The sequence below is a fragment of the Glycomyces sp. NPDC050141 genome, from assembly GCF_055586545.1.
The window spans coordinates 33408-59845 of the sequence record NZ_JBVJHZ010000003.1 but is presented as its reverse complement, the minus strand read 5'-3'; the positions used below and the strand labels follow the sequence as shown (position 1 = coordinate 59845).

24 protein-coding genes are annotated in these 26438 nt (G+C 69.4%); 9 read left to right on the top strand and 15 right to left on the bottom strand.

The window, feature by feature from the left end; translation table 11 throughout:
• Nucleotides 1-205 precede the first annotated feature (205 nt).
• Nucleotides 206-1285 carry a hypothetical protein gene (locus ACZ60M_RS02565; protein ID WP_465413963.1) on the top strand — a complete coding sequence of 360 codons (1080 nt, stop codon included), beginning with the start codon at nt 206-208 and terminating at the stop codon, nt 1283-1285.
• 41 nt (nt 1286-1326) lie between these two features.
• On the opposite strand, the gene ACZ60M_RS02560 is transcribed toward ACZ60M_RS02565, so the two are convergent.
• The gene (locus tag ACZ60M_RS02560; protein ID WP_465413961.1) at nt 1327-3936 is read right to left on the bottom strand and encodes an FtsK/SpoIIIE family DNA translocase; all 2610 of its coding nucleotides are present in this window, start codon (nt 3934-3936) and stop codon (nt 1327-1329) included.
• Nucleotides 3937-4010: 74 nt separating this feature from the next.
• On the opposite strand from ACZ60M_RS02560, the gene ACZ60M_RS02555 reads away from it, so the two are divergent.
• Both ACZ60M_RS02555 and ACZ60M_RS02550 read left to right on the top strand, forming a co-directional pair.
• On the top strand, nt 4011-4712 hold the full coding sequence (locus tag ACZ60M_RS02555) for an SDR family oxidoreductase (protein WP_465413960.1): 702 nt from the start codon (nt 4011-4013) through the stop codon (nt 4710-4712).
• Between the two features lie 93 nt (nt 4713-4805).
• Nucleotides 4806-5450 carry a hypothetical protein gene (locus ACZ60M_RS02550; RefSeq protein ID WP_465413958.1) on the top strand — a complete coding sequence of 215 codons (645 nt, stop codon included), beginning with the start codon at nt 4806-4808 and terminating at the stop codon, nt 5448-5450.
• A gap of 61 nt (nt 5451-5511) precedes the next feature.
• Here the strand turns inward: ACZ60M_RS02550 and ACZ60M_RS02545 are convergent, their stop codons facing one another.
• The 3 genes from ACZ60M_RS02545 to thyX form a co-directional block, all read right to left on the bottom strand.
• Nucleotides 5512-7203, bottom strand: coding sequence for a ribonuclease J (locus tag ACZ60M_RS02545; protein WP_465413956.1), 1692 nt, complete (start codon nt 7201-7203; stop codon nt 5512-5514).
• On the bottom strand, nt 7203-8093 hold the full coding sequence (dapA, locus tag ACZ60M_RS02540; protein ID WP_465413955.1) for a 4-hydroxy-tetrahydrodipicolinate synthase: 891 nt from the start codon (nt 8091-8093) through the stop codon (nt 7203-7205). Before dapA ends, ACZ60M_RS02545 begins: the two co-directional genes overlap by 1 nt.
• Nucleotides 8094-8253: 160 nt before the next feature.
• Nucleotides 8254-9006 carry an FAD-dependent thymidylate synthase gene (gene thyX / locus ACZ60M_RS02535; RefSeq protein WP_465413953.1) on the bottom strand — a complete coding sequence of 251 codons (753 nt, stop codon included), beginning with the start codon at nt 9004-9006 and terminating at the stop codon, nt 8254-8256.
• 206 nt (nt 9007-9212) lie between these two features.
• Here thyX and ACZ60M_RS02530 point away from each other — a divergent pair, with 206 nt between their 5' ends.
• Together ACZ60M_RS02530 and ACZ60M_RS02525 are read left to right on the top strand one after the other, a co-directional pair.
• Entirely contained in the window at nt 9213-9704 is a 492-nt protein-coding gene (locus tag ACZ60M_RS02530; protein WP_465413951.1) for a hypothetical protein, read from the top strand.
• A gap of 11 nt (nt 9705-9715) precedes the next feature.
• Nucleotides 9716-10537, top strand: a complete 822-nt coding sequence (locus tag ACZ60M_RS02525) for a DUF4097 family beta strand repeat-containing protein (RefSeq protein ID WP_465413950.1) — start codon at nt 9716-9718, stop codon at nt 10535-10537.
• 57 nt (nt 10538-10594) lie between these two features.
• Here the strand turns inward: ACZ60M_RS02525 and ACZ60M_RS02520 are convergent, their stop codons facing one another.
• On the bottom strand, nt 10595-11104 hold the full coding sequence (locus tag ACZ60M_RS02520; RefSeq protein ID WP_465413948.1) for a DUF2752 domain-containing protein: 510 nt from the start codon (nt 11102-11104) through the stop codon (nt 10595-10597).
• Between the two features lie 105 nt (nt 11105-11209).
• On the opposite strand from ACZ60M_RS02520, the gene ACZ60M_RS02515 reads away from it, so the two are divergent.
• Entirely contained in the window at nt 11210-11896 is a 687-nt protein-coding gene (locus tag ACZ60M_RS02515; protein ID WP_465413946.1) for an LppM family (lipo)protein, read from the top strand.
• A gap of 100 nt (nt 11897-11996) precedes the next feature.
• Complete coding sequence (locus ACZ60M_RS02510) at nt 11997-12827, top strand: hypothetical protein (RefSeq protein WP_465413945.1); 831 nt, start codon at nt 11997-11999, stop codon at nt 12825-12827.
• A 52-nt stretch (nt 12828-12879) separates the two neighbouring features.
• Here ACZ60M_RS02510 and dapB read toward each other — a convergent pair whose 3' ends face one another.
• From dapB to ACZ60M_RS02480, 6 genes are all read right to left on the bottom strand, one after another.
• On the bottom strand, nt 12880-13614 hold the full coding sequence (dapB, locus tag ACZ60M_RS02505; protein ID WP_465413943.1) for a 4-hydroxy-tetrahydrodipicolinate reductase: 735 nt from the start codon (nt 13612-13614) through the stop codon (nt 12880-12882).
• The gene (locus ACZ60M_RS02500; RefSeq protein WP_465413941.1) at nt 13611-14909 is read right to left on the bottom strand and encodes a M16 family metallopeptidase; all 1299 of its coding nucleotides are present in this window, start codon (nt 14907-14909) and stop codon (nt 13611-13613) included. Before ACZ60M_RS02500 ends, dapB begins: the two co-directional genes overlap by 4 nt.
• Entirely contained in the window at nt 14910-17342 is a 2433-nt protein-coding gene (locus ACZ60M_RS02495; RefSeq protein ID WP_465413939.1) for a polyribonucleotide nucleotidyltransferase, read from the bottom strand. It lies immediately after the preceding gene.
• A 351-nt stretch (nt 17343-17693) separates the two neighbouring features.
• Complete coding sequence (gene rpsO, locus ACZ60M_RS02490; RefSeq protein WP_465413937.1) at nt 17694-17969, bottom strand: 30S ribosomal protein S15; 276 nt, start codon at nt 17967-17969, stop codon at nt 17694-17696.
• Nucleotides 17970-18053: 84 nt separating this feature from the next.
• Nucleotides 18054-19016, bottom strand: coding sequence for a bifunctional riboflavin kinase/FAD synthetase (locus ACZ60M_RS02485; protein ID WP_465413935.1), 963 nt, complete (start codon nt 19014-19016; stop codon nt 18054-18056).
• A 77-nt stretch (nt 19017-19093) separates the two neighbouring features.
• Nucleotides 19094-19333, bottom strand: a complete 240-nt coding sequence (locus ACZ60M_RS02480) for a hypothetical protein (RefSeq protein ID WP_465413934.1) — start codon at nt 19331-19333, stop codon at nt 19094-19096.
• Between the two features lie 251 nt (nt 19334-19584).
• Between ACZ60M_RS02480 and ACZ60M_RS02475 the strand changes: the two genes are divergently transcribed.
• Complete coding sequence (locus ACZ60M_RS02475) at nt 19585-20694, top strand: phospholipase D-like domain-containing protein (RefSeq protein WP_465413932.1); 1110 nt, start codon at nt 19585-19587, stop codon at nt 20692-20694.
• 50 nt (nt 20695-20744) lie between these two features.
• On the opposite strand, the gene ACZ60M_RS02470 is transcribed toward ACZ60M_RS02475, so the two are convergent.
• From ACZ60M_RS02470 to ACZ60M_RS02460, 3 genes are all read right to left on the bottom strand, one after another.
• Nucleotides 20745-21698 (bottom strand): carbohydrate ABC transporter permease, encoded by a 954-nt coding sequence (locus ACZ60M_RS02470; RefSeq protein WP_465413930.1) that lies wholly within the window; start codon nt 21696-21698, stop codon nt 20745-20747.
• Nucleotides 21695-22669 carry a carbohydrate ABC transporter permease gene (locus ACZ60M_RS02465; protein WP_465413928.1) on the bottom strand — a complete coding sequence of 325 codons (975 nt, stop codon included), beginning with the start codon at nt 22667-22669 and terminating at the stop codon, nt 21695-21697. Before ACZ60M_RS02465 ends, ACZ60M_RS02470 begins: the two co-directional genes overlap by 4 nt.
• Nucleotides 22670-22758: 89 nt before the next feature.
• Nucleotides 22759-24105, bottom strand: coding sequence for an ABC transporter substrate-binding protein (locus ACZ60M_RS02460; RefSeq protein WP_465413926.1), 1347 nt, complete (start codon nt 24103-24105; stop codon nt 22759-22761).
• Between the two features lie 300 nt (nt 24106-24405).
• Here ACZ60M_RS02460 and ACZ60M_RS02455 point away from each other — a divergent pair, with 300 nt between their 5' ends.
• On the top strand, nt 24406-25752 hold the full coding sequence (locus ACZ60M_RS02455; protein WP_465413924.1) for a GH1 family beta-glucosidase: 1347 nt from the start codon (nt 24406-24408) through the stop codon (nt 25750-25752).
• On the opposite strand, the gene ACZ60M_RS02450 is transcribed toward ACZ60M_RS02455, so the two are convergent.
• The gene (locus ACZ60M_RS02450) at nt 25749-26318 is read right to left on the bottom strand and encodes a thiamine phosphate synthase (RefSeq protein WP_465413922.1); all 570 of its coding nucleotides are present in this window, start codon (nt 26316-26318) and stop codon (nt 25749-25751) included. The genes ACZ60M_RS02455 and ACZ60M_RS02450 overlap by 4 nt on opposite strands.
• Between the last annotated feature and the right edge of the window lie 120 nt (nt 26319-26438).

Here is a 26438-nt window from a genome sequence, read left to right as displayed (position 1 = left end):
TACCTACCGGCGGGCCGCGAGTGCCCCCGGCGGCGGGACGGGCCACAGTGACACTGGTCGGCGGGGTGACGCGGCTTACTCGCGCAGTGGCGATCGGGCCGTTATGCGGGCAATACAGTGCGGACAATCCGGTCCTTTCACGGAGCGTCTGCGCAGGGGCAACAGTGGATCACCGCACGTGGCGGCCATACCCTAGGCTTGTCCTATGTCCCCCAAAGACATCGCCCCAGCCCATCGCCCTGCCTTCAAACGGATCGCCCTGCCGCTGCTCGCGGCCGCCTCCGTGCTGACGGTCGCCGCCTGCGGCGCCCCGCCCACCGGCACGCTCCACACGCGCGCCGGCTACACGCTCACCAGCGACGAGATCCCGGTCTCGGTGTGCCCCGCAGGCGACGAGTCGCGGTTCGCCGACGACGAGGGCCTGCTCGTGGGCGCCCACTTCGCGCTGCGCGTCGAGTGCGTCGCGTCCTTCGACTCGCTGCCCGAGGGCTTCCAGCTCGACTACCTGTTCGGCGAGCACGCCAGCCTGTACTCGCCCGAGCCCGGGTACGAGTTCACGCTCGTCCAGTTCGCGCCCGACCCCGGCGTGAACGCGCCGTTCAACGCCGAGGCCGGGGAGCTGGCCGCGACGCTGAAGATCGGCGACCAGACCTGGGACTTCGACGGCGAGGTGCCCGCCCCCGGTGAGGTGTTCTTCACCGTCGCGAAGAAGGACGCCCCGATCAGCCTCGAAGTGGTCGACGTCGAGCGCTCCCAGACCATGGACCTGCGCGAACGCACCCGCGAAGGCCTCATCCAGGCGCTGTACACCGGGACTACCTCAGTCGACACCGAGATGGTCGAGGGCTCGGTCGACGGCTACACGACCGAGGGCAGCTACGAGTACTGGTTCGACGACTGGAAGTACCAGACCCAGTTCTCCCTGAGCCGCGAGGTCTTCCAGCCCGGCACGGGCTGGGTCGCCGAGCCCGACCGGGCGCTGCTCACCGTCGAGTTCGGGTGGCTCCACTCCGCGAGCGGCCTCGAATGGGCTATCGACGCCAAAGAGGCCCTGAAGGTCTCGGGCCCTGACGGCGAGCTGACGCCCCTCAGCGCGGAATCCTTCGACGAGGACCTGTCGAACGCGGTCTGGCGGACGTTCACGCTCACGTACGACGTGCCCGCCGACGCGCTCGCGTTCACCCTGAACTTCCACCCGAAGGGCCCGGTCAAGTGGCCCGAGGAGGGCATCTCGCTGCCGATCACCGGCGACAAGAACCACGAGATAGCCGTCAGCTTCGAGTAAGGCGAAAGGGCCGGTCCGCGGACCGGCCCTTTCGATTTCCGCTACGGCTGGAGCGAGGCGATGACCCCGTCCAGCTCCTCGGGCTTGACGAGCACGTCCCGGGCCTTCGTCCCCTCAGAGGGGCCGACGACCCCGCGCGTCTCCATGAGGTCCATGAGCCGCCCGGCCTTCGCGAACCCGACGCGGAGCTTGCGCTGCAGCATCGAGGTCGACCCGAACTGGGTGGTCACGACCTGCTCGATCGCCTGGATGAGCAGTTCGAGGTCGTCGCCGATGTCCGGGTCGATCTCGCGCGTCGAACCCTGGGTCGCGGTCACCTCTTCGATGTACTGCGCGTCCATCTGCGACTTCGCGTGCTCGACCGCCGCCTCGATCTCCTCGTCGGAGACCCAGGCGCCCTGGATGCGCTCCGGTTTCGCCGCGCCCATCGGCAGGAACAGGCCGTCGCCGCGCCCGACCAGCTTCTCGGCGCCGGGCTGGTCGAGGATGACCCGCGAGTCGGCGAGCGACGAGGTCGAGAACGCCAGGCGGGACGGCACGTTGGCCTTGATGAGACCCGTGACGACGTCCACTGAGGGCCGCTGGGTCGCAAGCACGAGGTGGATGCCGGCGGCGCGGGCGAGCTGCGTGATGCGCACGACCGAGTCCTCGACGTCCCGCGCGGCGACCATCATGAGGTCGGCCAGCTCGTCCACGATGACGAGCAGGTACGGGTGGGGACGGAACTCGCGCCCGGAGGCCGGGTGGACCGTGACCTCGCCCGCGCGGACCTTGCGGTTGAAGTCGTCCACGTGCCGGACCCCGGCGGCCGCGAGGTCCTCGTAGCGCATGTCCATCTCCTTGACGACCCATTGGAGGGCGTCGGAGGCCTTCTTCGGGTTGGTCACGATCGGGTGGACCAGGTGCGGGATGCCCTCGTAGTTCGAGAGCTCGACGCGCTTGGGGTCGATGAGCAGCAGGCGTACCTGCTCGGGCGTGGCGCGCATGAGCATCGACACCAACAAGGCATTGATACAGCTCGATTTACCACTGCCTGTGGCGCCAGCAATGAGCATGTGCGGCGTCTTCGTCAGGTTCGTGAGGACGTACCCGCCCTCGATGTCCTTGCCCAGGGCCACGATCATCGGATGGGCGTCGGCTTCGGCGGTCTTGGAGCGGAGCACGTCGCCGAGCGCGACGTCCTCGCGGTCGGTGTTCGGGATCTCGACGCCGACCGCGCTCTTGCCGGGGATCGGGTTGATGATCCGGATGTCGGAGCTCTTCACCGCGTACGCGATGTTCTTGGAGAGCTGGATGATCCGCTCCACCTTCACCGCCGGGCCCAGCTCGACCTCGTAGCGCGTCACCGTCGGGCCACGCGTGAAACCGGTGACGGCCGCGTCGACCTGGAACTGCGCGAACACCTCCTGAAGTGCGGCGATCACGGTGTCGTTGGCCTTCGAGCGGGCCTTCGCGACGGGCCCGGTGCCGAGGATCTTCATCGACGGGCGCTGGTACTCGCTGTCCACCGCCGTCGTACCGTCCGAAAGGGTCGGCTGCTCGATGCGCTTGGGCGGCGGCGAGTGCTTCGGGGGTTCGCGCACCGGCTCGGGCTCGGGGATCGGCGTCGAGTCGCGGGCCGCGACGTGCGTGTTGAGCTCCGGCACCTCTTCGGGCGCGAGGCGGGGCAGCACCGTGGTGGGGTGGTGGACCCGGCGGGCCTCCTCCTCCTGGAGCTTCTTGGCTTCGCGGCTGGGCTTGCGGGCCTTGGGCTTCGGCTCCGCTTCGTCCTCTTCTCCGTCATCGTCCTCGTAGGAGTCGACCTTGCCGGTGGCGAGGTCCCAGAGGCGGCCGAGCTTGTACGGGACCTGGTTCAGCGGCGTCGCCGTCACCACCAGGACCCCGAAGAGCAGCAGCAGGATGAGCAGCGGGAACGCGACGTACGCGGAGACGCCGAGGGCGAGGCCGCCGCCGATGAGCCAGCCGATCTGGCCGCCCGCGACCATGCGCTCGCCCATATCGGACGGCAGGCCGGACATCAAGTGCAGCAGGCCGAGGCTCGACAGCCAGATCGAGGTCCAGCCCACGAGGGAGCGGCCGTGCGTGTCCTCCACTGGGACCTGGCGCATGACGCGCAGTCCCCACAGGACCAGCAGGACCGGGAGCGCGCGCGTGGCGAGGCCCAGGAGCCAGTCGAGGATGAACGCGAGGCGCTCCCCGATCGGCCCGGCCACGTCGAACCAGACCGCGCAGGCCAGGACGATCGCGATGGCGATGAGGAAGAGCCCGAGGCCGTCTCTGCGGTGCGCGGGGTCGATGTCGCGGGCCGTAGCGGCCTCCTTGCCTACGGAGCGGGCCATCCAGCCGGTGGAGCGGGCGGTGCCGACCCACAGGCCGCGCAGGCCGAGGCCGAGCGCTTCGAGCGGTCCGGGGACCGCGTTCATGCCTTTGCGCTTGGGAGCGGACGTCTTCTTTGAGCTCTGTTTCGCGGCGCGCTTGGCCGCGGTCTTCTTCGCCGCCTTCTTCGCCGCCGCTTTGCGGGCGGGGGGCTTCGCGGACGATTTGGCGGCTGACGCGGCGGGCTTGCGGCGCGCCGCGGGTGCGCTGCTGTTGCGGGCCGTGCCGCTCTTGCGGGCGGCACCGCCCGAACCGCCGCTCGTCCTGGCCATCATGCCCCATACGTTACCGCCCTCATGCTGAGCGGAGTCGGCCCGAAGGCAACCATGAAAGCGGTTAATGTGACGGCATGTCGAAAACGATTCTGGTGACGGGTGCGGGCCGCGGCCTCGGGAAAACCCTTGCAGAGCAGCTCAGCGCCCGTGGCGACACCGTGATCGCGCACGCCCGCAGCGAGTCCGCTCTGGACGGTGTGCCGCACGACCGGAAGCTCGTGTTCGACCTCGCCGACCCCGCGTCGATCGCGGGCGCGGTGGCCTCGCTCGGCCTGGAACGGCTCGACGGCGTGATCCACAATGCCGGGATCGCCCACATCGGCCCGGTCGCCGATCAGCCTTGGGAGCAGTGGGAGCAGACCCTCGCGGTCAACGTGACCGCCCCGGCCGAGCTGACCCGGGCCCTGCTCCCGGCGCTGCGCGCCGCGCGCGGCCACGTCGTGTTCGTCAACTCCGGCGCGGGGATCAGCGCCGGTCCGAAGTGGGGCTCGTACGCCGCGAGCAAGCACGCGCTGCGGGCGCTCGCGGACGCGCTGCGCGCCGAGGAGCAGCCGAACGGCCTGCGCGTCACCAGCGTGTACCCCTCGCATTTCGCCACTGACATGCAGCGCAGCGTGCGCGAGCAGTACGGCGCGGACTACGACCCGGCCCGCGCCACGAGCCCGGCGTCGATCGCGAAGACCATCGTCGACCTCCTCAACACCCCTGAGGACATGGTGATCAACGAGCTGCGCATCGAGCCGCCGAACCCGCTGCCCATCCGCGCGAGGGGCTAGCCGACTGGCAGGGGCCCTTTAGGATGCGTAACGCATGCCCCTTGCCCAGACAAGGCGACCCGTCCTCATCGTGTAGTTAGGTGTGATCCTCTCGTGAGCGTCCCCGGAGCCCCGTATGCCTCCCAGCCCCCGCCGCAGCAGCCCGCGTATCAGCAGCTCCTCCCGAGCGGGCCGGACCGCCCGACCCCGGTCGGCCTCGGCCTCGCCGGGGCCGGGCTGCTGCTCCTGGCGGTCGGCTCCCTGATCCCCCAGGTCTCAATCGGCGGCAGCGACGCCGACGCCATGGGCGGCTCCGTCGCCGACTCGGCCGGTCTCGGACTCCCCGGCCTCATGCCCGCGCTCGTCCTCGCGGTCCTCGTCGGCTGGGCCGCCGCAGGCGTGAAACCCGGCCTCGAGTGGGCCGCGAAGCTGGGCGGCATCGGCCTGGCCGCGATCACCGCCGCCGCCGCGCTCCACCCCGTCATCGAGCTCAACGCCACCTTCAACAGTGACGCGTGGGAGGACATGGAGGTCGACATCGAGGCCTCCGCGGGCGGCGGCATCTGGCTCTACATCCTCGCCGCGGCGCTCCTGGCCGTCAGCATCTTCATGATGCGCTGGGCGCCCGCGAAGCAGCCCGCCCAGCCGCAGTACGCGCCGCAGCCGTACCAGCAGGCGCCGCCGCAGACCACGCAGCTGAACGTCCAGCAGGCGCCCCCGCAGCAGCAGCCGAACACCTGGCCGGGCCACAACCCCTAGCAGTAACCCCGAGAACGCGCAAGGGCCGCAACCGGATCGGTTGCGGCCCTTGCGCGCTGCGTCAGACTTCGAGGACGTGCGGGACGATCATCGGGCGGCGGCGGTAGGTGTCGTTGACCCACTTGCCGACCGTGCGCCGCAGGATCTGCTGGAGCTGGTGCGGGTCGGTGACGCCGTCGACCGCGGCGCGCTCGATCGCGTCGTTGATGAGCGGCAGGACCCCGTCGAAGGCCCGGGGGTCCTCGGAGAACCCGCGCGCGGAGACGGTGGGGCCGCCCACGACCTTGCCGTTCTCGGAGTCGATCACGACCGTGGCGGCGATGAAGCCGCCGTCGCCGAGGACGCGGCGCTCGTTGAGCACCGGCTCGCCGACGTCGCCCACGGAGAGGCCGTCCACATAGATCAGGTTGTTCGGGACGTGCCCGACGAGGCGGGCCACGCCGTCGACCAGGTCGACCACGTCGCCGTTCTCGATCACGATGACCTGGTCGGCCGGGACGCCGGACTCGATCGCGAGGCGCGCGTGCGCCTGCAGGTGCCGGGCCTCGCCGTGGACCGGGATCATGTTCGAGGGCTTCACGACGTTGAGCACGTACAGCAGCTCGCCCGCGGGGGCGTGGCCGGAGACGTGGACCTTCGCGACGTCCTTGTGGATCACGGTGGCGCCGGTGCGCGCGAGGCGGTTGATGACGCCGTACACGGCGGTCTCGTTGCCGGGCACCAGGGACGACGCGAGGATGATCGTGTCCTCGGGCTCGACCGCGATGTGCCGGTGGTCGCCGGAGGCCATGCGGCCCAGGGCGCTCATCGGCTCGCCCTGCGAACCGGTGGACATGTAGACGATCTCGTCGGCGTGCAGGCGCACCGCCTCGTCCATGCTCACCAGCAGGCCCTCGGGGACGTGCATGAGGCCGAGGTCGCGGGCGATGCCCATGTTGCGGACCATGGAGCGGCCGACGAACGCGACCTTGCGGCCGTGCGCGTGGGCGGCGTCCATGACCTGCTGCACGCGGTGCACGTGGCTGGCGAAGGACGCGACGATGATGCGGCCCTTGACGTCCTCGAAGAGCTTGTCGAGCACGGGCCCGATCTGGCGCTCGGAGGTCACGAAGCCGGGGATCTCGGCGTTCGTGGAGTCCGACAGCAGCAGGTCGACGCCCTGGTCGCCCAGGCGCGCGAACCCGGCGAGGTCGGTGATGCGGCCGTCGAGCGGCAGCTGGTCCATCTTGAAGTCGCCGGTGTGGAGCACCAGGCCGGCCTCGGTGCGGATCGCGACGGCGAGCGCGTCCGGGATGGAGTGGTTGACGGCCAGGAACTCGAGGCCGAACGGCCCGAGCTGCAGCGTCTCGTTCTCGGCGACGACGATCCCGGCGGGCTTGATGCGCCGCTCGCGGAGCTTCGCCTCCACCAGGGCGACCGAGAACTTGGAGCCGACGACGGGGATGTCGTTCTTGTGCTCCAGGAGGTAAGGAATCGCGCCGATGTGGTCCTCGTGGCCGTGCGTGACGACGATGGCTTCGATGTCGTCGAGGCGGTCGAGGATCTGTGTGAAGTCCGGCAGGATCAGGTCGACGCCGGGCTGGTCGACGTCGGGGAAGAGCACCCCGCAGTCGACGATGAGCAGGCGCCCCTCGTACTCGAAGAGCGTCATGTTGCGGCCGATGGCGCCGAGTCCGCCGAGGGGGATGACGCGCAGCGCCCCGTCGGGGAGGGCGCCGGGAGCGCTCAGGTTCTTCGGTCTGGTCAGGCCCATCAGGCCTCCTTCAGGTCGGCGAGGGCGGTGGCAATGCGGGCGCTGAGCTCGGCGTCGACGGGGACGTGCGGCAGGCGCGGGTCGCCCCCCGGCAGGCCGAGGCCCTTGAGTCCGGCCTTGACGCCGACGAGGCCGGGGTTCTCGAACAGGGCCGCGGTGACGGGCAGGAGCGCGTCGTTGATCGCGGAGGCCTTCGCGACGTCGCCTTCGTCGTAGGCGTCGAACATGGCGTTGAGCTGGCGGCCGACGAGGTGCGCGGTCACGGAGACGATGCCGACCTGCCCGGTGGCGTAGGCGGCGAGGTTGATCTCGTCGACGCCGCAGTAGACGGCGAGGCCGGTGTTCAGGCGGATGCGCTGGCCCCTGACGACGTCGCCGGTGGCGTCCTTCACGGCGATGATGCGCTCGTGGCGGGCGAGGCGCTCGTAGGTCGCGTCGCTGATGCCGATGACCGAGCGCGGGGGGATGTCGTAGAGCATGACCGGCAGCTCGGTGGCGTCGGCGATGGCCTCGAAGTGGGCGGCGACGCCGTCCTGAGTGGGCTTGTTGTAGTACGGGGTGACGAGGAGGAGCCCGTGGGCGCCGGTCTTCGCGGCCTCCTGGGCGAGGCGCACCGAGTGGCGGGTGTCGTACGTGGAGGCCCCGGCGATGATGTGCGCGCGGTCGCCGACGGCTTCGAGCACGGCCTCGAGGATCTGGGTCTTCTCGGCGTCGGTGGTGGTGGGGGATTCGCCGGTGGTGCCGTTGACGACGAGGCCCTCGCAGCCCTGCTCGTCGACGAGGTGGCGGGCGAGGGCGGCGGTGCCGGGGACGTCGAGTTCGCCCGAGGGCGTGAACGGCGTGATCATGGCCGCGAGTGTTCGCCCGAAGGGGCGCGTTGCGTTGCGCATGTTGCTTTCACCAATGCTGGTTCCGGCGGCCGGGGCGCCTGCGCCCGGCCGCTCGCTGCGTTTGTAACTGTCTCAAGTTTTTCCGCCGCACCGCCCCGAAACGGCACTCACGGCGAAGCGTGGGCGCCTGGGGCGGTGCGGGGATATGCGTCTGCTGGCTCTAGCCCTCGGTGACGTAGGGGCTGGAGGCGACCTCGGTGCCGTCGTCGAGCTTCGTGATCTGGAAGTCGGCGAAGACGTTGGCGGCCTTCTCTTTGAGCTGCTTGAGGCATGCGATGGCCAGCGCCCGGATCTCGACGTCGGCGTGCTCGGAGGCGCGCATGGCGATGAAGTGCCGCCAGGCGCGGTAGTTGCCGGTCACGACGATGCGGGTCTCGGTGGCGTTGGGGAGTACTGAACGCGCCGCTTGGCGCGCTTGCTTTCGGCGCAGCGTGGGGTTGGCGACGTCGGCGAACTGCTTCTCGAGGCCTTCGAGGAGGTCGTTGTAGGCGCTCTGGGCGGCTTCGGCCGCGGCGAGGAAGCGCTGGTGGAGTTCGGGGTCGTTGGCGATGACCTCGGGTTCGACCATGGCGGCGTCGCGTTCGGGGACGTAGCGCTGGGAGAGCTGGGAGTAGGAGAAGTGGCGGTGGCGGATCAGCTCGTGGGTGAGGGAGCGGGAGATGCCGCTGAGGTAGAAGCTGACGGTGCCGTGCTCGAGGACGGAGAGGTGTCCGACCTGGAGGATGTGCTCGAGGTAGCCGGCGTTAGTGGCGGTCTTGGGGTTCGGCTTGGTCCAGGACTGGTAGCAGGCGCGGCCGGCGAATTCGGCGAGGGCTTGACCGCCGTCGGCGTCCGTCTCCCAGGGGACGTCGGCCGGGGACTCGAAGTGCGTCCAGGCGATGAGTCGGACGTCCATCGGTACGATTTCGGGCATCCCCGCTCCCCCTCGTTTCGTGTTCGGTGCCTGTTAGTGCTGGTTCTCGACTCCCTGAGGGTACTCGGCTGCGGAGTGTGGTCCGGCACGCGCCCGGGTGGGGGCGGCGCGGCGGCGGTGTGCGGGTGGGGGTGGTGGTTCGGATCGCACTGTCTGGTTTCACTACGCCGGTTGACAGACGTCAGAAATGATGTCATCATGGTGTCATGGACTTGACGCCGTATATCGAATCGCTCCGCCGGAGCCTCACCGCCGCCGCCGCGCCCGGTGGCGAGGAAGCCGCGCGGACCGCTGAACTGCTGGCCGAGGCGCTCGACGCGGGCGCTCGCCTGGCGCTCATGGAAGCTCTTTCCGAGGCCGCAGCCGAGATCACCGCGGGGCTCGACCAGGCCGGTTCCCCGGCGTCGGTCGACCTGCGCGTGCGCGGCCGGGAAGTGGACCTGCGGGTGAGCGGCGGCGAGACCGCCGAGGTCGCGCCGCCTCCGGCCCCGCCGGTGGACGACGACGTCGCCCGCATCACGCTGCGTCTCCCCGAGTCGCTGAAGGAGGACGTCGAGAAGGCGGCCTCTTCCGACGGCGCCTCCGTCAACGCCTGGCTGGTGCGCGCGATCAACAACGCCGTGCACGCCTCGCGCACCTCGGGTCAGCCCGCCGGTGCGAGGTACAGCCAGCGCATCACCGGCTACGCCAGGGCTTAGGAGCACCGAGCATGAACGAGTACACCGAATTCACCCATGACGGGCCGGTCACGGCGGCGATCACCCTCGCCGACGGCTCGGTCACCGTCACCGCCCACGAGCTGAACACGGTGCTCGTGGAGGTCAAGCCCGCGCAGCGCCGCTCCGAGGGCGACGCCGACGCGGCCGACCTGGCGCGCGTCGAGTTCGAGAACGGCCACCTGCGCGTGGTCGCTCCCGAGAAGGCGCAGAACTGGTTCTTCCGCAAGGAGATCGGCGTGCACCTCTCGGTGAAGGTGCCGGTCCGCTCGGAGGTCTCGGTCAAGACGACTTCGGCGCCGATCAGCCTGCACGGCAAGCTCGGCGCGGTCTCGATCAACACGGTCGCCGGGTCGGCGACGGTGGAGAACGCGACGAGCGTCCGCGCGAACACGGTCTCGGGTTCGATCAGCGTCATTCACGCGGTCGAGGACTTCCGGGCGAACACCGCTTCGGGCCAGGTGCGGGCCGACCACGTCGGCGGGGACTTCTCCGCGAAGACGGTGGCCGGTTCGATCACGGCCGAGCGGGTCGACTCGAACGCGAACGTCAACACGCTGTCGGGCGGGATCGAGCTGAGCGCGCTGCGTTCGGGTTCGGTCCGGGCGAACACGGTCTCGGGGCGCATCAGCCTCGGTGTCGTGCCGGGCACTGACATCTGGGTCGACCTGGATGCGAAGGCCGGTTCGGTGACGTCGGAGCTGGCCACGGGCGACACGTCGCCCGCGCCGTCGAGCACGGGCACGAGCCTCGAAGTGCGGGCGCGGTCGGTGTCGGGCGACATCTACCTGCACCGCGCGAGCGCTTACGCGTAGAAGCTGCAACTCAACACCCACGAGGAGACCCGGCCACATTTGTGGCCGGGTCTTTTCTCATACGTAGAAGAAGCTGAACGGCTCCCACGGCAGGTTGCGGGCGATGAAGAAGACGCCCCAGACGATGAGGAACGCGGTGAGCGCGCCGGGCGTGAGGTGGAAGGTGGGCAGGCGCCAGGTGCGGCGCGGGAGGAGGCGCGGCAGGGCCCAGGAGAGGTACATCCAGGCGATGAACGGGGCGGCGAAGACGGCCATGAGGTGGTGGCGGGCGGCTTCGGGCAGGTTCATGGTGACGAGGTAGTAGAACGCGCGGGTGCCGCCGCAGCCGGGGCAGTCGAAGCCGGTGGCCATCTTGAACAGGCAGGTGCTCGGGCCGGTGTTGTCGGTCGGGTTCGTGACGACGATCCCGGCGGCGGCGGCCGAAAAGCAGCCGAGGATCGCGAGCGGCAGGAACGCGGGGTGGCTGAACACGCCGTCGGCCCAGCGCTGCACCGGGTTGCGCCGCTTGGGCTCCGGCGGGGTAGGGCCGGGCTCGGATGCCAGAGCGGCTTCATCGACTGCGCACACATCGCCTCCTCACCGACAGCCTATCGGGAACACGCGACACTCCGGCGCCCGCTCGACTCGGTCGAAAGCGCCGAATCGGCGCTTTTCCGGGCCTAGGCTCGGGGCATGCTGGGTCTCCAATCTCGCCGGGTGCTCGTCGCCGCCGCCGCGCTCGGACTGCTCTTCGCGACTTCCGGGTGCCTCCGGCTCGACCTGGGCCTCGAGGTCCGCCCCGACGACACCGTGGGCGGCGAGTTCACCGCCGCCTGGAGCGACGAGTTCGTCGCCGAAGCCTCCGAAGAAGGCCTCGACCAGGCCCAGCTCGACGCGTTCCTCGACGCCCTCCTCGACGGCGTGCCAGGCACCGAGCGCACCCCCTACGCCGAAGACGGCTACACCGGCGCCACCGCGACCTTCACGAACCGCCCGCTCACCGACTTCGCCGAGTTCGGCGGCGACGAATGGGGCTACCTGCGCCTGGACCACACCGACCGCGAGTACACCCTCGAAAGCCACTGGGACCTGCGCGCCGCCGGGTTCCTCAACCCGGCCGCGTTCGACGACGCCGAGATCCTCCTCAGCGTCGACTTCCCCGCCCGCGTCACCGAGCACAACGGCACCCTCGACGGCCGCACCGTCACCTGGACCATGACCCCCGGCGAGGAGTACGACCTCACCGCCACCGCCGTCGAGAACAACGGCCTCGCGTTCCTGCTCGCCGGGGTCGCGTTCGTGCTGGTCGTGTGCGGCCTGCTGTGGCTGTGGCAGTGGCAGCGGATGCGCCGCTACTCGACCGGCAACGACGACCTGTAGCCCGTTAGCTCAAGCACAAACCGTAGCCGTCTCCCGCACGGCCCGTATCCTGGTGAGCCTGTTCGGCGTAACAGATCCATAACGCCAGGGAGGAGGACCGGTGACTCAATACGAGTCGAAGAGCAAGGGGCGCAAGCAACACGACCCCGGCATGGAGTTGAGCATCGGCCAGGTCCTGGCCGCCGCCGGGGCCACAGTCCTCGGCGCGGTCCTCGCGAAACTCCTCGGCCTGTGGGGCACGCTCGCCGGGACCGCAGTCTTGAGCGTCTGCTCCTCCATCGGCGCCGTGCTCATCCTCCGCGCCATGCGCCGCACCGGCGAGAAGATCAAAGAGCAGATCACCGCGCTCAGCCCTGTTGCCAAAGGCAAAGCCGAGGCGATCACCGTGGAGCTCGAACCCGGGCACGCCACGGCCACCGCGAAGATCCCCGACACCGAACAGCTGCAAGCGCTCCGGGACGACGACACAGTCGTCCTCGCCGACACCGACGAGATCACGGTCCCCGCCGGGCCCGCCCCCGAAGGCCACGTCACGAAGACCCAGTCCAACAAGCGGACCCTCATCGCGATCCTGATCTCCAGCGTCCTCGTCTTCGGCATCACTATCGGCGCCCTGTACCTGCTCGGCGCGCTCACCGGCAACCCCGAGCGGTTCGTCAGCGACGGCCCCGAGACCACGATCATCGAGACCACCATCGAGAGCGATTCCCCGGACACCTCCTCGACCTCCGCGGACCCCAGCGAATCCGAGACGCCGAGCGACGAGGCGACTTCCGAGTCGCCCACCGAGAGCACCTCCCCCACCGAGTCGGCGACCAGCGAGACGCCGAGCGAGTCCGCCACCACCGAAGCGGGCTCGGGCGGCTCCGAGGCGACCGCCAGCCCGACGCCCCAGGAAGAGGCCGTCTCGGAAAGTCCTTCCACCGAATAACCGAAGACGCGAAAAAGGGCCCGCCTTCCGGCGGGCCCTTTTCCTTCTTCGTCTAGTCGAGCAAGTCGTCGATGCCGACGGTCAGGCCCGGCCGCTTCAGGACCTCGCGCACCGCCAGCAGCACGCCGGGCATGAACGACGCCCGGTCCAGCGAGTCGTGGCTGATCGTGAAGCGCTCGCCGGAGCCGCCGAAACGCACCTCCTGGCTCGCGATGTAACCGGCCGAGCGGACCGCGTGGACGCGCACCCCGTCGACCTCCGCGCCGCGCGCACCCAGCGGGTCCGTCTCCGTCGCGTCAGGCATGTCCGAGAGCCCGGCCTCGGCCCGCGCCGCCGCGATCAGCCGCGCGGTGTGCACGGCCGTGCCCGAAGGCGCGTCGAGCTTGCGCGGGTGGTGCGACTCGATGATCTCCGCGTGGTCGAAGTGCTTCGCGGCCTTCGCCGCGAACTGCATCATCAGCACCGCGCCGATCCCGAAGTTCGGGGCGATCACCGAACCGACCTGAGGGTCCGCCGCCAGGATCTCGCGGGCCGCGTCCAGGCGCTTCGCGTCGAAACCCGACACGCCGACCACGGTGTGGATGCCCCGCTCGACGCACCACTCCAGGTTGCCCATCACGACGTCGGGCAGCGTGAAGTCCACGACCACGTCGACGCCCGCGAGCTTGTCGAGGGCCTCGTCGCGGCCGACCGTCGCGGCCAGCTCCATGTCCGAGGCGGCGTCGACCGCCTCGCACACGGCCGTGCCCATGCGGCCGTGCGCGCCGAGCACACCCACCTTGATCATGCGAAATCCCTCTGGTCGAACGGCCCCACGGCCACGGTCGTCATCGGCTGCGTCAGGATCTCCGCGGCCACCGCCCGGATCTGCTCCACGGTCACCGCCTCGATGTCGGCGATCTCCTGCTCCAGGCTCCAGTGGTCGCCGTAGAGCAGCTCCTCCCGGCCCAGCCCGTTCATGCGCGAACCGGAGTCCTCCATCGAGAGCACCATGCCGCCCTTGCTCATGCCCTTGCCGCGCCGCAGCTCCGCCTCGGTAACGCCCTCGGCGGCCACCTTCGCGAGCTCGGCGAGCACCAGGTCGCGGACCTGGTGGACCTTGTCGGGGTTGGACCCGGCGTAGACGCCGAACATGCCCGTGTCCGCGAAGTACGTCGAGAACGAGTACACCGTGTACGCCAGGCCGCGCTGCTCGCGCACCGTCTGGAACAGCCGCGAGGACATGCCGCCCCCGAGGATGTTGTTCAGCACCTCGAACGCGTCCTTGCGGGTGTCATGCCGCGAGAACAGGCGGCAGCCCACGACCAGGTGCGCCTGCTCCGTGTCGTGCCGCTCCACCAGGAGCGGCTCCGGCTCGGGCAGCAGGTCCTCGTCGTGGCGGCGCTGGCGCGGCACGTCGGCGCTGCCCAGGATCGGCGCGAACGCCTCCGCCACGAGCTTCACGGTCTCGGCGTGGTCGACCCCGCCCGCGGCGCACACCGTCAGGTTCGGGGCCGTGTAGTGCTGCCGGTAGAACGCGTAGATCTGGTCGCGGGTGAGCGCCTTGACGGTGTCGGGGTCGCCCGCGATGTCGCGGCCGAGCGCCCCGTCGCCGAACAGCGCCAGGGAGAACAGCTCGTGCACGACATCGGAGGGCTCGTCGGCGGACGCGGCGATCTCCTCGAGGATCACGTCGCGCTCGACCTCGACGTCGGCGGCGGTCACGAGCGAGTTGCACATCGCGTCGCCCAGCACGTCGACCGCCATAGGCAGGTCGTCGTCGAGCACGCGGGCGTAGAAGCAGGTCAGCTCCCGCGCCGTGTACGCGTTCGACTCGCCGCCGACGGCCTCGACGGCCTCGGCGATCTCGGTGGCCGTGCGCTTCGCGGTGCCCTTGAACAGCAGGTGCTCCAGGAAGTGCGAGACGCCGGCGAGTTCGGGGGACTCGTCGCGGGAGCCGACACCGACCCACACGCCCACGGAGACGGAGCGCATGGTCGGGACGGATTCGGTGAGCACACGCAAACCGCCGGGCAGCACGGTCACTCGGACCGTGCCGCCCAGCGGATCGTCAATCAGCGTGTGAGTCTGGGGTCGACTCATCTACTCTTCCGAGCCTCCGCCTTCGTCGCTGCGGCGGGTGCGGCGGCGGCGGCGCTCGCCGTCGCTCGAACCGCCACCGGAACGCTCACCCGAGCGCTCGCGGTCGCCGCCGCCGGAACGCTCGCCGGAGCGCTCGCGGTCGCGGCGCGGGCCGCGGTCACCACGGTCGCCCCGGTCCCCGCGGGACTCCTTGCGCTCGGCCGGACGGCCCTTCTTGTACCCCTCGGGCTCCTGGCCCTCCGGGTACACCTTGTCCAGGTAGATCTTGCCGCGGTTGTCGATGTCGCCGATCTCGACCTCGACCTTGTCGCCGACGCTCAGCACGTCCTCGACCCGCTCGACGCGCTTGCCGTCGCCGACCTTCGAGATGTGCAGGAGGCCGTCGCGGCCCGGCGTCAGCGAGATGAACGCGCCGAAGTCGGTGGTCTTGACGACCGTGCCGAGGAACCGGTCCCCCACGTTCGGGAGGGTCGGGTTCGCGATCGCGTTGATCGTCTCGACCGCGGCCTGGGCGGCCTCGCCGTTCTCCGCCGACACGTAGATCGTGCCGTCGTCCTCGACGGTGATGTCCGCGCCCGTGTCGTCCTGGATCTGGTTGATCGTCTGGCCCTTCGGGCCGATGATCGCGCCGATCTTGTCCACGGGGATCTTCAGGGTCGTGATGCGCGGCGCGGTCGCGGCCAGCTCGCCCGGCTCGCTGATCGCGTCGAGCATGACGTCGAGGATCGCGTGGCGGGCGTCGTTGGCCTGCTGCAGCGCCTGGGCCAGCACGTCCGACGGCAGGCCGTCGAGCTTGGTGTCCAGCTGCAGGGCCGTCACGAACTCGGCGGTACCGGCGACCTTGAAGTCCATGTCGCCGTAAGCGTCCTCGGCGCCGAGGATGTCGGTCAGCGTGACGTACTTGGTCTCGCCGTCGACCTCCTCGGAGATGAGGCCCATCGCGATGCCCGCGACGGGGGCCTTGATCGGCACACCGGCGTTCATGAGCGACATCGTGGACGCGCAGACCGAGCCCATCGAGGTCGAGCCGTTCGACGCGAGCGCCTCGGAGACCTGGCGGATCGCGTACGGGAACTCCTCGCGGCTCGGCAGCACCGGCACGAGGGCGCGCTCGGCGAGCGCGCCGTGGCCGATCTCGCGGCGCTTGGGCGAGCCCACGCGGCCGGTCTCACCGGTCGAGTACGGCGGGAAGTTGTAGTTGTGCATGTAGCGCTTCTTGCTGACCGGCGACAGCGTGTCGATGGCCTGCTCCATGCGCAGCATGTTCAGCGTGGTGACACCCATGATCTGGGTCTCGCCGCGCTCGAACAGGGCCGAGCCGTGGACGCGCGGGAGGATGCCGGCCTCGGCCGCGAGCGGCCGGATGTACGCCGGGAGGCGGCCGTCGATGCGGACGCCCTCGGTGATGACGCGCTTGCGGACCAGCTTCTTGGTGAGCGAGCGCAGCGAGTTGCCGAGCTCGTTCTCGCGGCCTTCGAAGTCGGCGCCGAGCTTCTCGAGCATGACCGACTTGACGCGGTCGAGCTCGTCCTGGCGCTCGGTCTTGTCGGCGATCTGCAGGGCCTGGTCGAGCTCAGCCGAGACGGCGGCTTCGACGGCGGCGTACGCGTCCTCCTGGTAGTCCAGGAAGCGCGGGTAGTCGGCGACGGGCTTCGCGGCGACCGCGGCCAGTTCGGCCTGGGCGCGCACGAGCTCGGCGATGACCGGCTTGACGGCCTCGAGGCCGCTCGCGACGATCTCCTCGGTCGGCTTGGTGCCGCCCGCGGCGATGAGGCTGATGGTGTTCTCGGTGGCCTCGGCCTCGACCATCATGATCGCGACGTCGCCGGACTCCAGGACGCGGCCGGTGATGACCATGTCGAAGGTGGCCTTCTCGATCTGCTCGAGGGTCGGGAACGCGACCCAGGTGCCGTCGATGAGGACGATGCGGGTGGAGCCGAGCGGGCCCGAGAAGGGCAAGCCGGCGAGCTGGGTCGACATGGAGGCGCCGTTCATGGCGACCACGTCGTACTCGTCCTTGGCGTCGACCGCGAGGATCGTGCCGATGACCTGGACCTCGTTGCGCAGACCCGACACGAAGGACGGGCGCAGGCCGCGGTCGATCAGGCGGCAGGTGAGGATGGCGTTCTCGCTCGGGCGGCCCTCGCGGCGGAAGAACGAGCCGGGGATGCGCCCGGCGGCGTACATCCGCTCCTCGATGTCGACGGTGAGCGGGAAGAAGTCGAAGTGGTCCTTCGGGTTCTTCGACGCCGCGGTGGTCGAGAGGACCACGGTGTCGTCCATCTGGACGATCGCGGAGCCCTGGGCCAGCTTGGCCAGGCGGCCGGTGCTGAAGACGATCTTGCGGGTGCCGTGCGCGCCGTTGTCGATCACGGCGGTGGCGTGGTGCTCCCCGAGGTTGAAGGCCTCAGGTGTCCGTTCGTTATCGGACATAGAGTGTCGATCTCCTTATGCAGTGCGGTGCACTGCGTAGTTCGGAATGCGGCTCGCCTGCGCGCTTTTCCGGTCTTCGATCGAAGCACTCGGAAGCTCGGCCCCGCGTCGTGCGGGACGTTCCGGATGCCACTACCGAGGACCGGGGCGGTCTCTGGCGGGCCGCGCGGCGCCTCGCTGGGAGGCGCTGCGGTCGAGCGTATTGCTCATCGCCCACCCTACGTTATCCGGCCGACGCGGCGGCACTGGCGAAGCAAAAGTGAGCCGCGAAAGGCACCTCGCGGGGGAAGGTGACGGGGGGTACGCGAAAGGGAGCGCCCCTGGCGGGGCGCTCCCTTATGCAAGCCTCGATCAGACGTTGTCGCGGATGCCGAGCTTCTCGATGAGCTGGCGGTAGCGCGTGATGTCTTCCTTCTTCAGGTACTTGAGAAGGCGCTTACGCTTGCCGACCAAGAGGAGCAGACCACGGGTCGAGTGGTGGTCGTGCTTGTGCTCCTGGACGTGAGCGGTGAGCTCGCGGATGCGGGTCGTCAGGATCGCGACCTGGACGTCGGTCGAGCCGGAGTCGCCCTCGCTGAGCGCGTACTCCTTGATGATCGCGGCCTTCTTTTCAGCGTCAAGCGCCATGTCGAACACCCTTTCGTGATTGCGGCCAACCCGCGGTGTCGTGCAGGCTGGTCGGTTGAACAACCTCTCCAGGCTAACAGGGCGTCAGCCCAGGTCCAAAGCCCGGCGGGTGTCTGCGACGTCGGTCTCGATCTGCTTGATCAGCGGTTCGATCCCGTCGAAGGCGATCTGGCCGCGCAGCCGCGCGGTGAAGTCGAGCCGGACCTGTTCGCCGTAGAGGTCGCCGGAGAAGTCCAGGAGGTAGGCCTCGACGGTCCGCTCCGTGCCGTCGAAGGTCGGGTTCGTGCCCACGCTGATCGCGGCCGCGTGGCGGTGCGAGTCGCGGTGGAGCCAGCCCGCGTAGACGCCGTCGGCCGGGATCGCGGTCCCGGCGGCGATGTCGAGGTTCGCGGTCGGGAAGCCGAGCGCGGTGCCGCCGCGGCCCGCGCCGTGGACGATCGTGCCTTCGACGCCGTAGTCGCGGCCGAGGACTTCGGCCGCGCCCGCGACGTCGCCTTCGGCGATGAGGCCGCGCACGCGGGTTGAGGAGAACGCCCCCTTCGGCGACGCTTGCGAGCCGTCAATTGGCTCTGCATTGGCGGTGAGGGTCTGCGGCAGGACCTCGAACTCGAACTCCTCGCCGAGTTCGGCGAGCTTCTTGACGTCGCCGGAGGCCTTGTGGCCGAAGCGCCAGTTCTCCCCCACGACCACGGCCTTGGCGTGCAGGCCGCCGACGAGGACGTGCCGCACGAAGTAGTCCGGGCTGAGCTGCGAGAGCTCCTTGGTGAACGGGAGCACGCAGACCGCGTCGACGCCGAGCGCGCCGAGCAGCTCGACGCGCCGGTCGATACCGGTGAGCTGCGCGGGCATCGCGTGCGGCGCGACCACGGCGGTCGGATGGGGATCGAAGGTGACCACGACGCAGCGGGCGTCGCGTTCGGCTGCGGCCTTGACGGCGGTGCGGACGAGGGCCGCGTGGCCCCGGTGCACCCCGTCGAAAACGCCGATGGCGATAACGGAGGCGGGCCAGCCCTCAGGGGTCGCGTCTATTCCACGCCAGGTTTCCACGGTCCAGATCTTGCCACTCCCGCAAGGCGGACGGCACCCTGATGGGGCGGCAGTGATGCAAGCGTGTTCCGGTAGCGCTAGAGCATCAGCGACTGTTCGGCGTTGCCGCCCGAAGCGAAGATGAGCAGCAGCAGCACGCCGACGGCGACCACCAGCAGCATCCCGATGAACAGCCATCCGGTGCTGGCGGGCTCGGCCAGCCGGGGCTGCTCCTCGGCGAGGACCAGCGGCTCCGGGTGGTCCGGTTCCTGCCTGGTCTGTTCGGAGAGGGCCCTGCGGAACTCCTCGGGCAGTTCTTCTGCGGCACTCATGCTCATGACGACTCCTGGTGGCACTGGTCTAAGCGGTACTGCGGATGGGGACCTCTCCCTTGATTGTTGAGAAAACGTCGGCTATCCGACCGACGTTTCCAGGAATCCGCCTGACAACCGCCGCATTTCACCCTCGTGGAAATTACACGGCCGTGAGCGCCCTACCTTGCGAAACGTCCGGTAGCCGCCCGAAAGCCCGCCGCGGCCCCGAACCCGTGCCATGTTCATGTCCTGAGGCAGATCTGAGGAGGGTCGGCATGAACCGGAGAATCCTCGCTATGGCGGCGGCGGGCGTGCTGCTCGTGGTCCTGACCCTGACCGTCACGACCGAGGCCGACGCGGCCGGGACCGGGTGCGCGCGCACCGGGAACTACACGATGTGCGGCACGGACCCCAACGGCGGCAAGGACACCGCGATCCTCAACGAGATCACCAAGCAGGTCCAGGCGACCGGCAGCGGCGACTCGATCCGGCTCGCGGTCTACTACTTCTCGCTCGACAAGCCGATCGCGCCGCTCGCCGACGCGCTCGTGGCAGCGAAGCAGCGCGGCGTGGACGTCAAGGCGGTCTTCGGCACCCGCAGCGACAAGCCCTCGCTCAACGACCCGGTGATCGCGAAGCTGAAGGCCGCCGGGGCCTCGGTGCGCCAGTGCAGCGCCGGCTGCCTGCCGAACGCGGACGGGACCCGGAAGGGCCCCATGCACAACCGGTTCTTCCTCATCGAGAAGGGCGGCGCGCCCACCGTGCTCGTGACGAGCCTCAGCTTCGTCGGCTCGCAGCTGACGCAGGCGCACAACCTGCTCGGCGTCCACGGCGACCAGGCGGTCTTCGACTTCTACACCGCCTACTGGAACCGGCTCTACGCGAAGAGCTGGGACGGCTGGACCGACGCGAACAAGGGCAAGTCCGGTTCGCTCGCGAGGGCGTGGGTGTTCCCGCGCTCGGCCGACCCGGTCGCGGCCGAGCTCTCCCAGATCACCGCGTGCAACGAGGGCGACCGGGTCTGGGTCGGCCACGCCAACTTCCAGTCCAACCGCCCCGAGACGCGGGCCCAGCTCGACCGCATCCAGGGGCTCGGCTGCCAGGTGCGGGTCATCGTGCGCACCGGGCCGACCGCCAGCCCGGGGTGGATCGAGGACAAGCTCGGGGCGAGCAACGTGCGCGTGCACGACGCCCACCGCAACAAGTACATCGTCGCCGAGGCCCAGTTCGGGTCCTCGCACCGCGCGGTCGTGTGGACCGGGACCCACAACCTCAACGGCAACGGGCTCAAGCACTCCGACGACAACATGATCCGCGTGTTCAACCAGACGGTCGCCGACCGGTACTTCCAGCACTTCCAGGGGCTGTGGAGCGGCGCGAACTGAGCACGAAGCAGGGGCGGGCCCGCGGGCCCGCCCCCTTTTCGTTGCGTCGCTTAACCCTTGACGGAGCCCGCCAGCAGCCCGCGCACGAAGTAGCGCTGCAGTAGCAGGAACACCACGAGCGGCACGATGATCGCGATGAACCCGGCCGCCGGGAGGCGGGTCCAGTTGTTGCCCCAGCTGCCGGCCATGTCGCCGAGCACGGCGGTGAGCGGGCGCGTGGCCTCGCCGCCGCCGAAGGTGCGGCCGACCAGGAAGTCGTTCCACACCCACAGGAACTGGAAGATCGCGATGGACGCGATCGCCGGGGTCACCAGCGGCAGCACGACCTTGCGGAAGATCTGCGAGTGGCTGGCGCCGTCGATCCGGGCGGCCTCCATGACGTCGCCCGGGAGCTCCCGCATGAAGTTGTGCAGCAGGAAGATCGCCAGCGGCAGCCCGAAGATGGAGTGGGCGATCCACACTTGCACGATCGTGTTCACCCCTTCGAGCTCCCACGCGGGCGTGATCGTCAGGCCGCCGATGTGCAGGCCCTTGCTGAAGAAGGCCAGCAGCGGGATGAGCGCCATCTGGAGCGGGACGACCTGCAGCGCGAAGATTGCGATGTAGAGGAAGTTCCGGCCCTTGAAGTCGATCCAGGACAGCGCGTAGGCCGCCATGGCCGCGAACACCACCGGCACGATCACGCCGGGGATGGTGATGACGATCGTGTTGATGAGGTTGCGGATGAGCCCGCCGCCCTGCGTGTTCGAGTACAGGACGTAGTTGTAGGTCTCCAGTGTGGCCGAGCCGGGGTTGGTGAAGAACATCCACCAGCCCGACTCGTTGATGTCGTCCTCGGGCCGCAGCGAGGAGATGAAGAGCCCGGCGGTCGGGATCGTCCACAGTGCGGCGATGACGAGGGCGACGACGCTGGCGGCGCGGCTGGAGAGGACGCGGCGGATGCGGGCGCCCCGCGTCTCGCCGATCTTCGGGGCCTGCTCGGGCGCCTGGGTGTCGGTGCTCATCGGGTCTCCAGTTCCTGGCGGCGCATGTTGCGCACCTGGTAGATGACGACGGGGATGACGAGCGCGAACAGCAGGACGGCCATGGTGGCGCCGCGTCCGTCGTTGCCGAGCCGGAAGGCCTGGTCCCACATGTTGTGGGCGAGGACGTCCGTGCCGTGGTGGCCGCCGGTCATGGCCCGCACGATGTCGAAGAGCTTCAGCGTGGCGATGAAGACGGTGACGGCGACGACGACGATGGCCGAGCGGATCGACGGGACGGTGACGTTCCAGAAGATCTCCGACGGGCTGGCGCCGTCGATGCGGGCGGCCTCGACGATCTCGGTGGGCACGCCCTTGAGCGCGGCAGAGAGGACGACGGTGGCGAAGCCGACCTCGATCCACACGAGGACGACCATGAGCAGCAGGTTGTTCCAGGGAGTCTCGTTGAGCCAGTTGACGGGCTCGCCGCCGGACCACACGAGGATCTGGTTGAGCAGGCCGATCTGGTCCCCGGAGGCGTCGTACTCGTAGACGAGCTTCCAGATGATCGAGGCGCCCACGAAGGAGATGCCCATCGGGAGGAACACGAGGGCCTTGTAGGCGCGCTCGCCCTTGCGGCCGTCGATGAGGACGGCGTAGACGAGGCCGACCACTGTGGAGACGAGCGGGACGATGACGATCCACAGGACGGTGTTGATGAGGACTTTCAGGGCGTCGGGGTCGGTGACGGCCCAGGTGTAGTTGTCGAGCCCGACGAACTCGGTGCCGTCGCCGGAGAAGAACGACATGGCGACGGTGCGGATCGCGGGGTAGACGAGGCCGACCACGAGGAACAGGACGGCGGGGGCCAGGAACACGAACGCGACCGCACGGCTGCGGTCGCGGCGCGAGGCCAGTTCGGCGAGGCCGTAGAGGGCCAGGAGGACCGCCGCGAAGGCGACCAGGCCGACGCCCAGCAGGCCGAAGCGGTCGGTGTAATCGGAGATGTCCACTGTGAGTGACTCCAGGTATCCGGGATGCAATGGGCCGAGCGGGGCCGGTGGGCCCCGCTCGGCTTCTTGTCAGCTACACGGGCCGGGGTTTACGGCCAGGAGGCTTCGATGTCGTCGGCCATCTGCTGCGAGGTCTTGGCCCCGTCGGCCCATTCGACGATGCCGGTCCAGAAGGACGAGGCGCCGACCTCACCGGGCATGAGGTCCGAGCCGTCGAAGCGGACGGTGACGGCCGGGTCGGTCAGGATCTCGGTGGCGAAGACGTTCACCGGGGTCGTGGCGACGGTGGCGTCGACGCCCTGCTGGGCGGTGCTCCACGGGCCGGTCTGCAGGCGGGTGCTGTGGTAGAGCTCGGAAGCGAGGAACTGGCGGGTGGCCTCGGTCGCCTCGGAGTCCGAGAAGGCGGCCACGAACTCGCCGCCGACGAGCATGGTGTTGTCACCGGCGTTGGTCTCGGGGAAGCGGAACGCGAACACGTCGCCGTCCTCGGCCACGACGGTGTCCTCGGGCCACATGGCGCCGTAGAAGGAGGCCATGCGGTAGAAGGCGCACTCGTTGTTCAGGACCGGGTGACCGGCGGTCTGGAACGCGGTGGAGCTGATGGTGTCAGGACCGTTGAAGATGTAGTCCTGGTTCTGCAGCACGGTGCCGGCCTTGTCGATCGCGGCGACGATCTGCGGGTCGTTGAACGGGATCTCGTGGTTGACCCACTGGTCGTACAGGTCGGTGCTCTCGCGCAGGACGATGTCCTCGATCCAGTCGGTGCCGGGCCAGCCGGTGGCGCCGCCGGACTCGAAGCCGGCGCACCACGGGGTCGTCCCGGAGGCGGCGATCGTGTCGGAGAGGGTGATCAGCTCGTCCCAGGTGGTCGGGACGGTGTAGCCGTTGTCGGCGAAGAACTGCGGCGAGTACCAGATGAAGGACTTGGCGTTCGCGGAGTTCGGCGCGGCGTAGAGCTGGCCGTCGATGGTGCCGTACTCGAGCCAGTCCGCGGACCAGCCCTCGGTGGCGAGCGCGGAGAGCGCGTCGGAGGCCGGGACGAGGTCGTCCTTGAAGTTGGACATGAGGCCGGGCTGCGGGAAGAGCGCGATGTCGGGGGCGGTGCCGCCGTCGACGCGGACCTTCATGTCGGCCTCGAACTGGGCGGTGCCCTCGTACTCGATGTTGATGCCGGTGCACTCTTCGAAGTAGTACCAGCCGGCCTGCATCTCGTCGGCTTCTTGGTCCAGGATGGACGCGAAGATGGTGACGGTCTCGTCCTCGAAGTCGCCGTAGGCGTCGTACTGCGCGCAGTCCTCGGCGGCGGCGGGGATCTCGCCGCGGATGTTGAACTCTTCTTGCTCGCTGCCCTCGTCGGGGGCGCCGCACGCCGTCACGGCGAGCGCGGTGGCACTGGCGGCAGCCGCAAGGCAGGAGATTCTTCGTGTCTTGCTCATCGGGGTTTCCCTCTCTTCGCAGGTGTGGTGCGCCCGGCGAGTCCGACTGCCTCCCGTCCCCGCCTGAGGGGAACCGCTCTCACCGGTTCCACCGCTGGTAGGGACTGCCTCACCCGCCGTTGGGGCGACGCAGGCAATGGTGCTCTGGGTAACACTGATTGTCAAGTGTGCATTGCCGAATCGTTACCGGGCGGCATTGGATCGATATCTGCAAGTACCCGATTCATGGGAGCGATTCCAATGACGTATCATTCCGGGGCCCGGCAAACTGTTTCCTATAGTTCGCGAAAGGTGCGATCGATGACGCAGCTGACCTTCCCCCAGGGATTCCTGTGGGGAACCGCCACGGCCTCCTATCAAATCGAGGGCGCGGCGACCGAGGACGGCCGGGGCCAGTCCATCTGGGACACGTTCTCGGCGACCCCCGGCAAGACCTGGCGCGGCCAGTCCGGCGCCGTGGCCTGCGACCACTACCACCGCGTCGACGAGGACGTCGCGCTGATGAAGTCCCTCGGCGTCGACACCTACCGGTTCTCGATCGCGTGGCCGCGCATCCAGCCCGACGGCACGGGTCCGGCCAACCCCAAGGGCCTGGACTTCTACGACCGGCTCGTCGACAAGCTGGTGGCGGCCGGGATCAAGCCGATGCCGACGCTCTACCACTGGGACCTCCCGCAGTCCTTCGAGGACCGCGGCGGCTGGCCCGAGCGCGAGACCGCCGAGCGCTTCGGCGACTACGCCGCGATCGTCGGCGCCCGCCTCTCCGACCGCGTCCACACCTGGTGGACCCTCAACGAGCCGTGGTGCTCGGCGTTCCTCGGCTACGGCAACGGCCACCACGCGCCGGGCCGCACCGAGCCCGCCGCGGCGCTCGCGTCCGTGCACCACCTCAACCTCGCGCACGGCCTCGCCGTGCAGGCGCTGCGCGCGGCCGGGGCCGACCAGGTCTCGATCGTGCTCAACCCGACCCAGTGCCGCGGCGAAGAGGAAGCCGTGCGGATCGTGGACGGCATCGCGAACCGGGTCTTCTTCGACCCGATCCTGCGCGGCCAGTACCCCGCGGACGTCATCGAGCGGACCCAGCACCACACCGACTGGTCGTTCGTCAAAGAGGGCGACCTCGCCCAGATCAACCAGCCGATCGACGTGCTCGGCATCAACTACTACTGCCCGACCTGGCTGCGCGCCAACCCGGACGCCCCCGAGATCGACGTCAACCCCGGCGCGGTCGGCATCGAGGGCTACACGCCCGAGGGCCTGGACTTCACCGACATGGGCTGGCCCGTGGACGCGTCGGGCCTGACGGACCTCCTGGTGCGCATCCACAAGGACTACGGCGTCCCCACGATGATCACCGAGAACGGCGCGGCCTACCCGACCGGTCCGGGCGCGGACGGCGAGGTCCACGACGTCGAGCGCGTCGCGTACCTGCGCTCGCACATCGCGGCCGTCCACGACGCGATCGAGGCCGGCGCCGACGTGCGCGGCTACACCGCCTGGTCGCTCATGGACAACTTCGAGTGGGCCTTCGGCTACGACAAGCGGTTCGGGATCGTCCACGTCGACTACGCGACCCAGGTGCGCACCCCGAAGGACAGCGCGAAGTTCTACTCGAAGGTCATCGCCGACAACGGCCTCGACCGCTAGCAGAGCGCTTTCCGGAGCCCGCGCACCGCGCGCTCCGGGTCGGCGGCGCGCATGACCGCGCCCATGACAGCGACTCCCGCCGCACCCGCCTCCCTTGCGGCGCGGGCCCTGTCAGGGCTGGTCACGCCGCCGAGCGCGTACACCGGGACCGGGCCCGCCGCGCATGCCTCCCGCAGCGCGGCGGGCCCGATCGCGGGCCCGTAGCCGGGTTTTGAGTCGGTGAGCCATATCGGCGACAAGGTGCAGTAGTCCAGGCCCGGGTCGATCGGCTCGCCCGCGTGGACGGAGCGGCCGAGGAGCGCCGGGCGCGGCGCTGGAATCGGGAAATTTCTCGAAAGATGCGCTGCCGCAACGGGTCCGGCGGGGTCGGAGATGATGAGCATCCCGCCCGAAGCGTCCAGGATCGGCTGCAGCTCCCCCGCCAAGGCGAGCCGTTCCTCCCACTCCAGCTGCTTGTCGCGCAGGACGAGCGCGAACGGACCGCCCCGCAGCGCCAGCGCGACCTGCTCGACGAGCGGCCGCGGGCTGCCGGGAAGGTCGGTGACGACGAGAAGCCGGTGGAGCACGGCTCGATGCTACGGCGGGTGTGGCGCAAGTGCCATGTGTCTGCTCGCGTCCGACTCGCCACCGCTCCACCGGTTTAACACTTGTGTATCGGTCCACCGCCCGAGCTTGCGTAATTCACG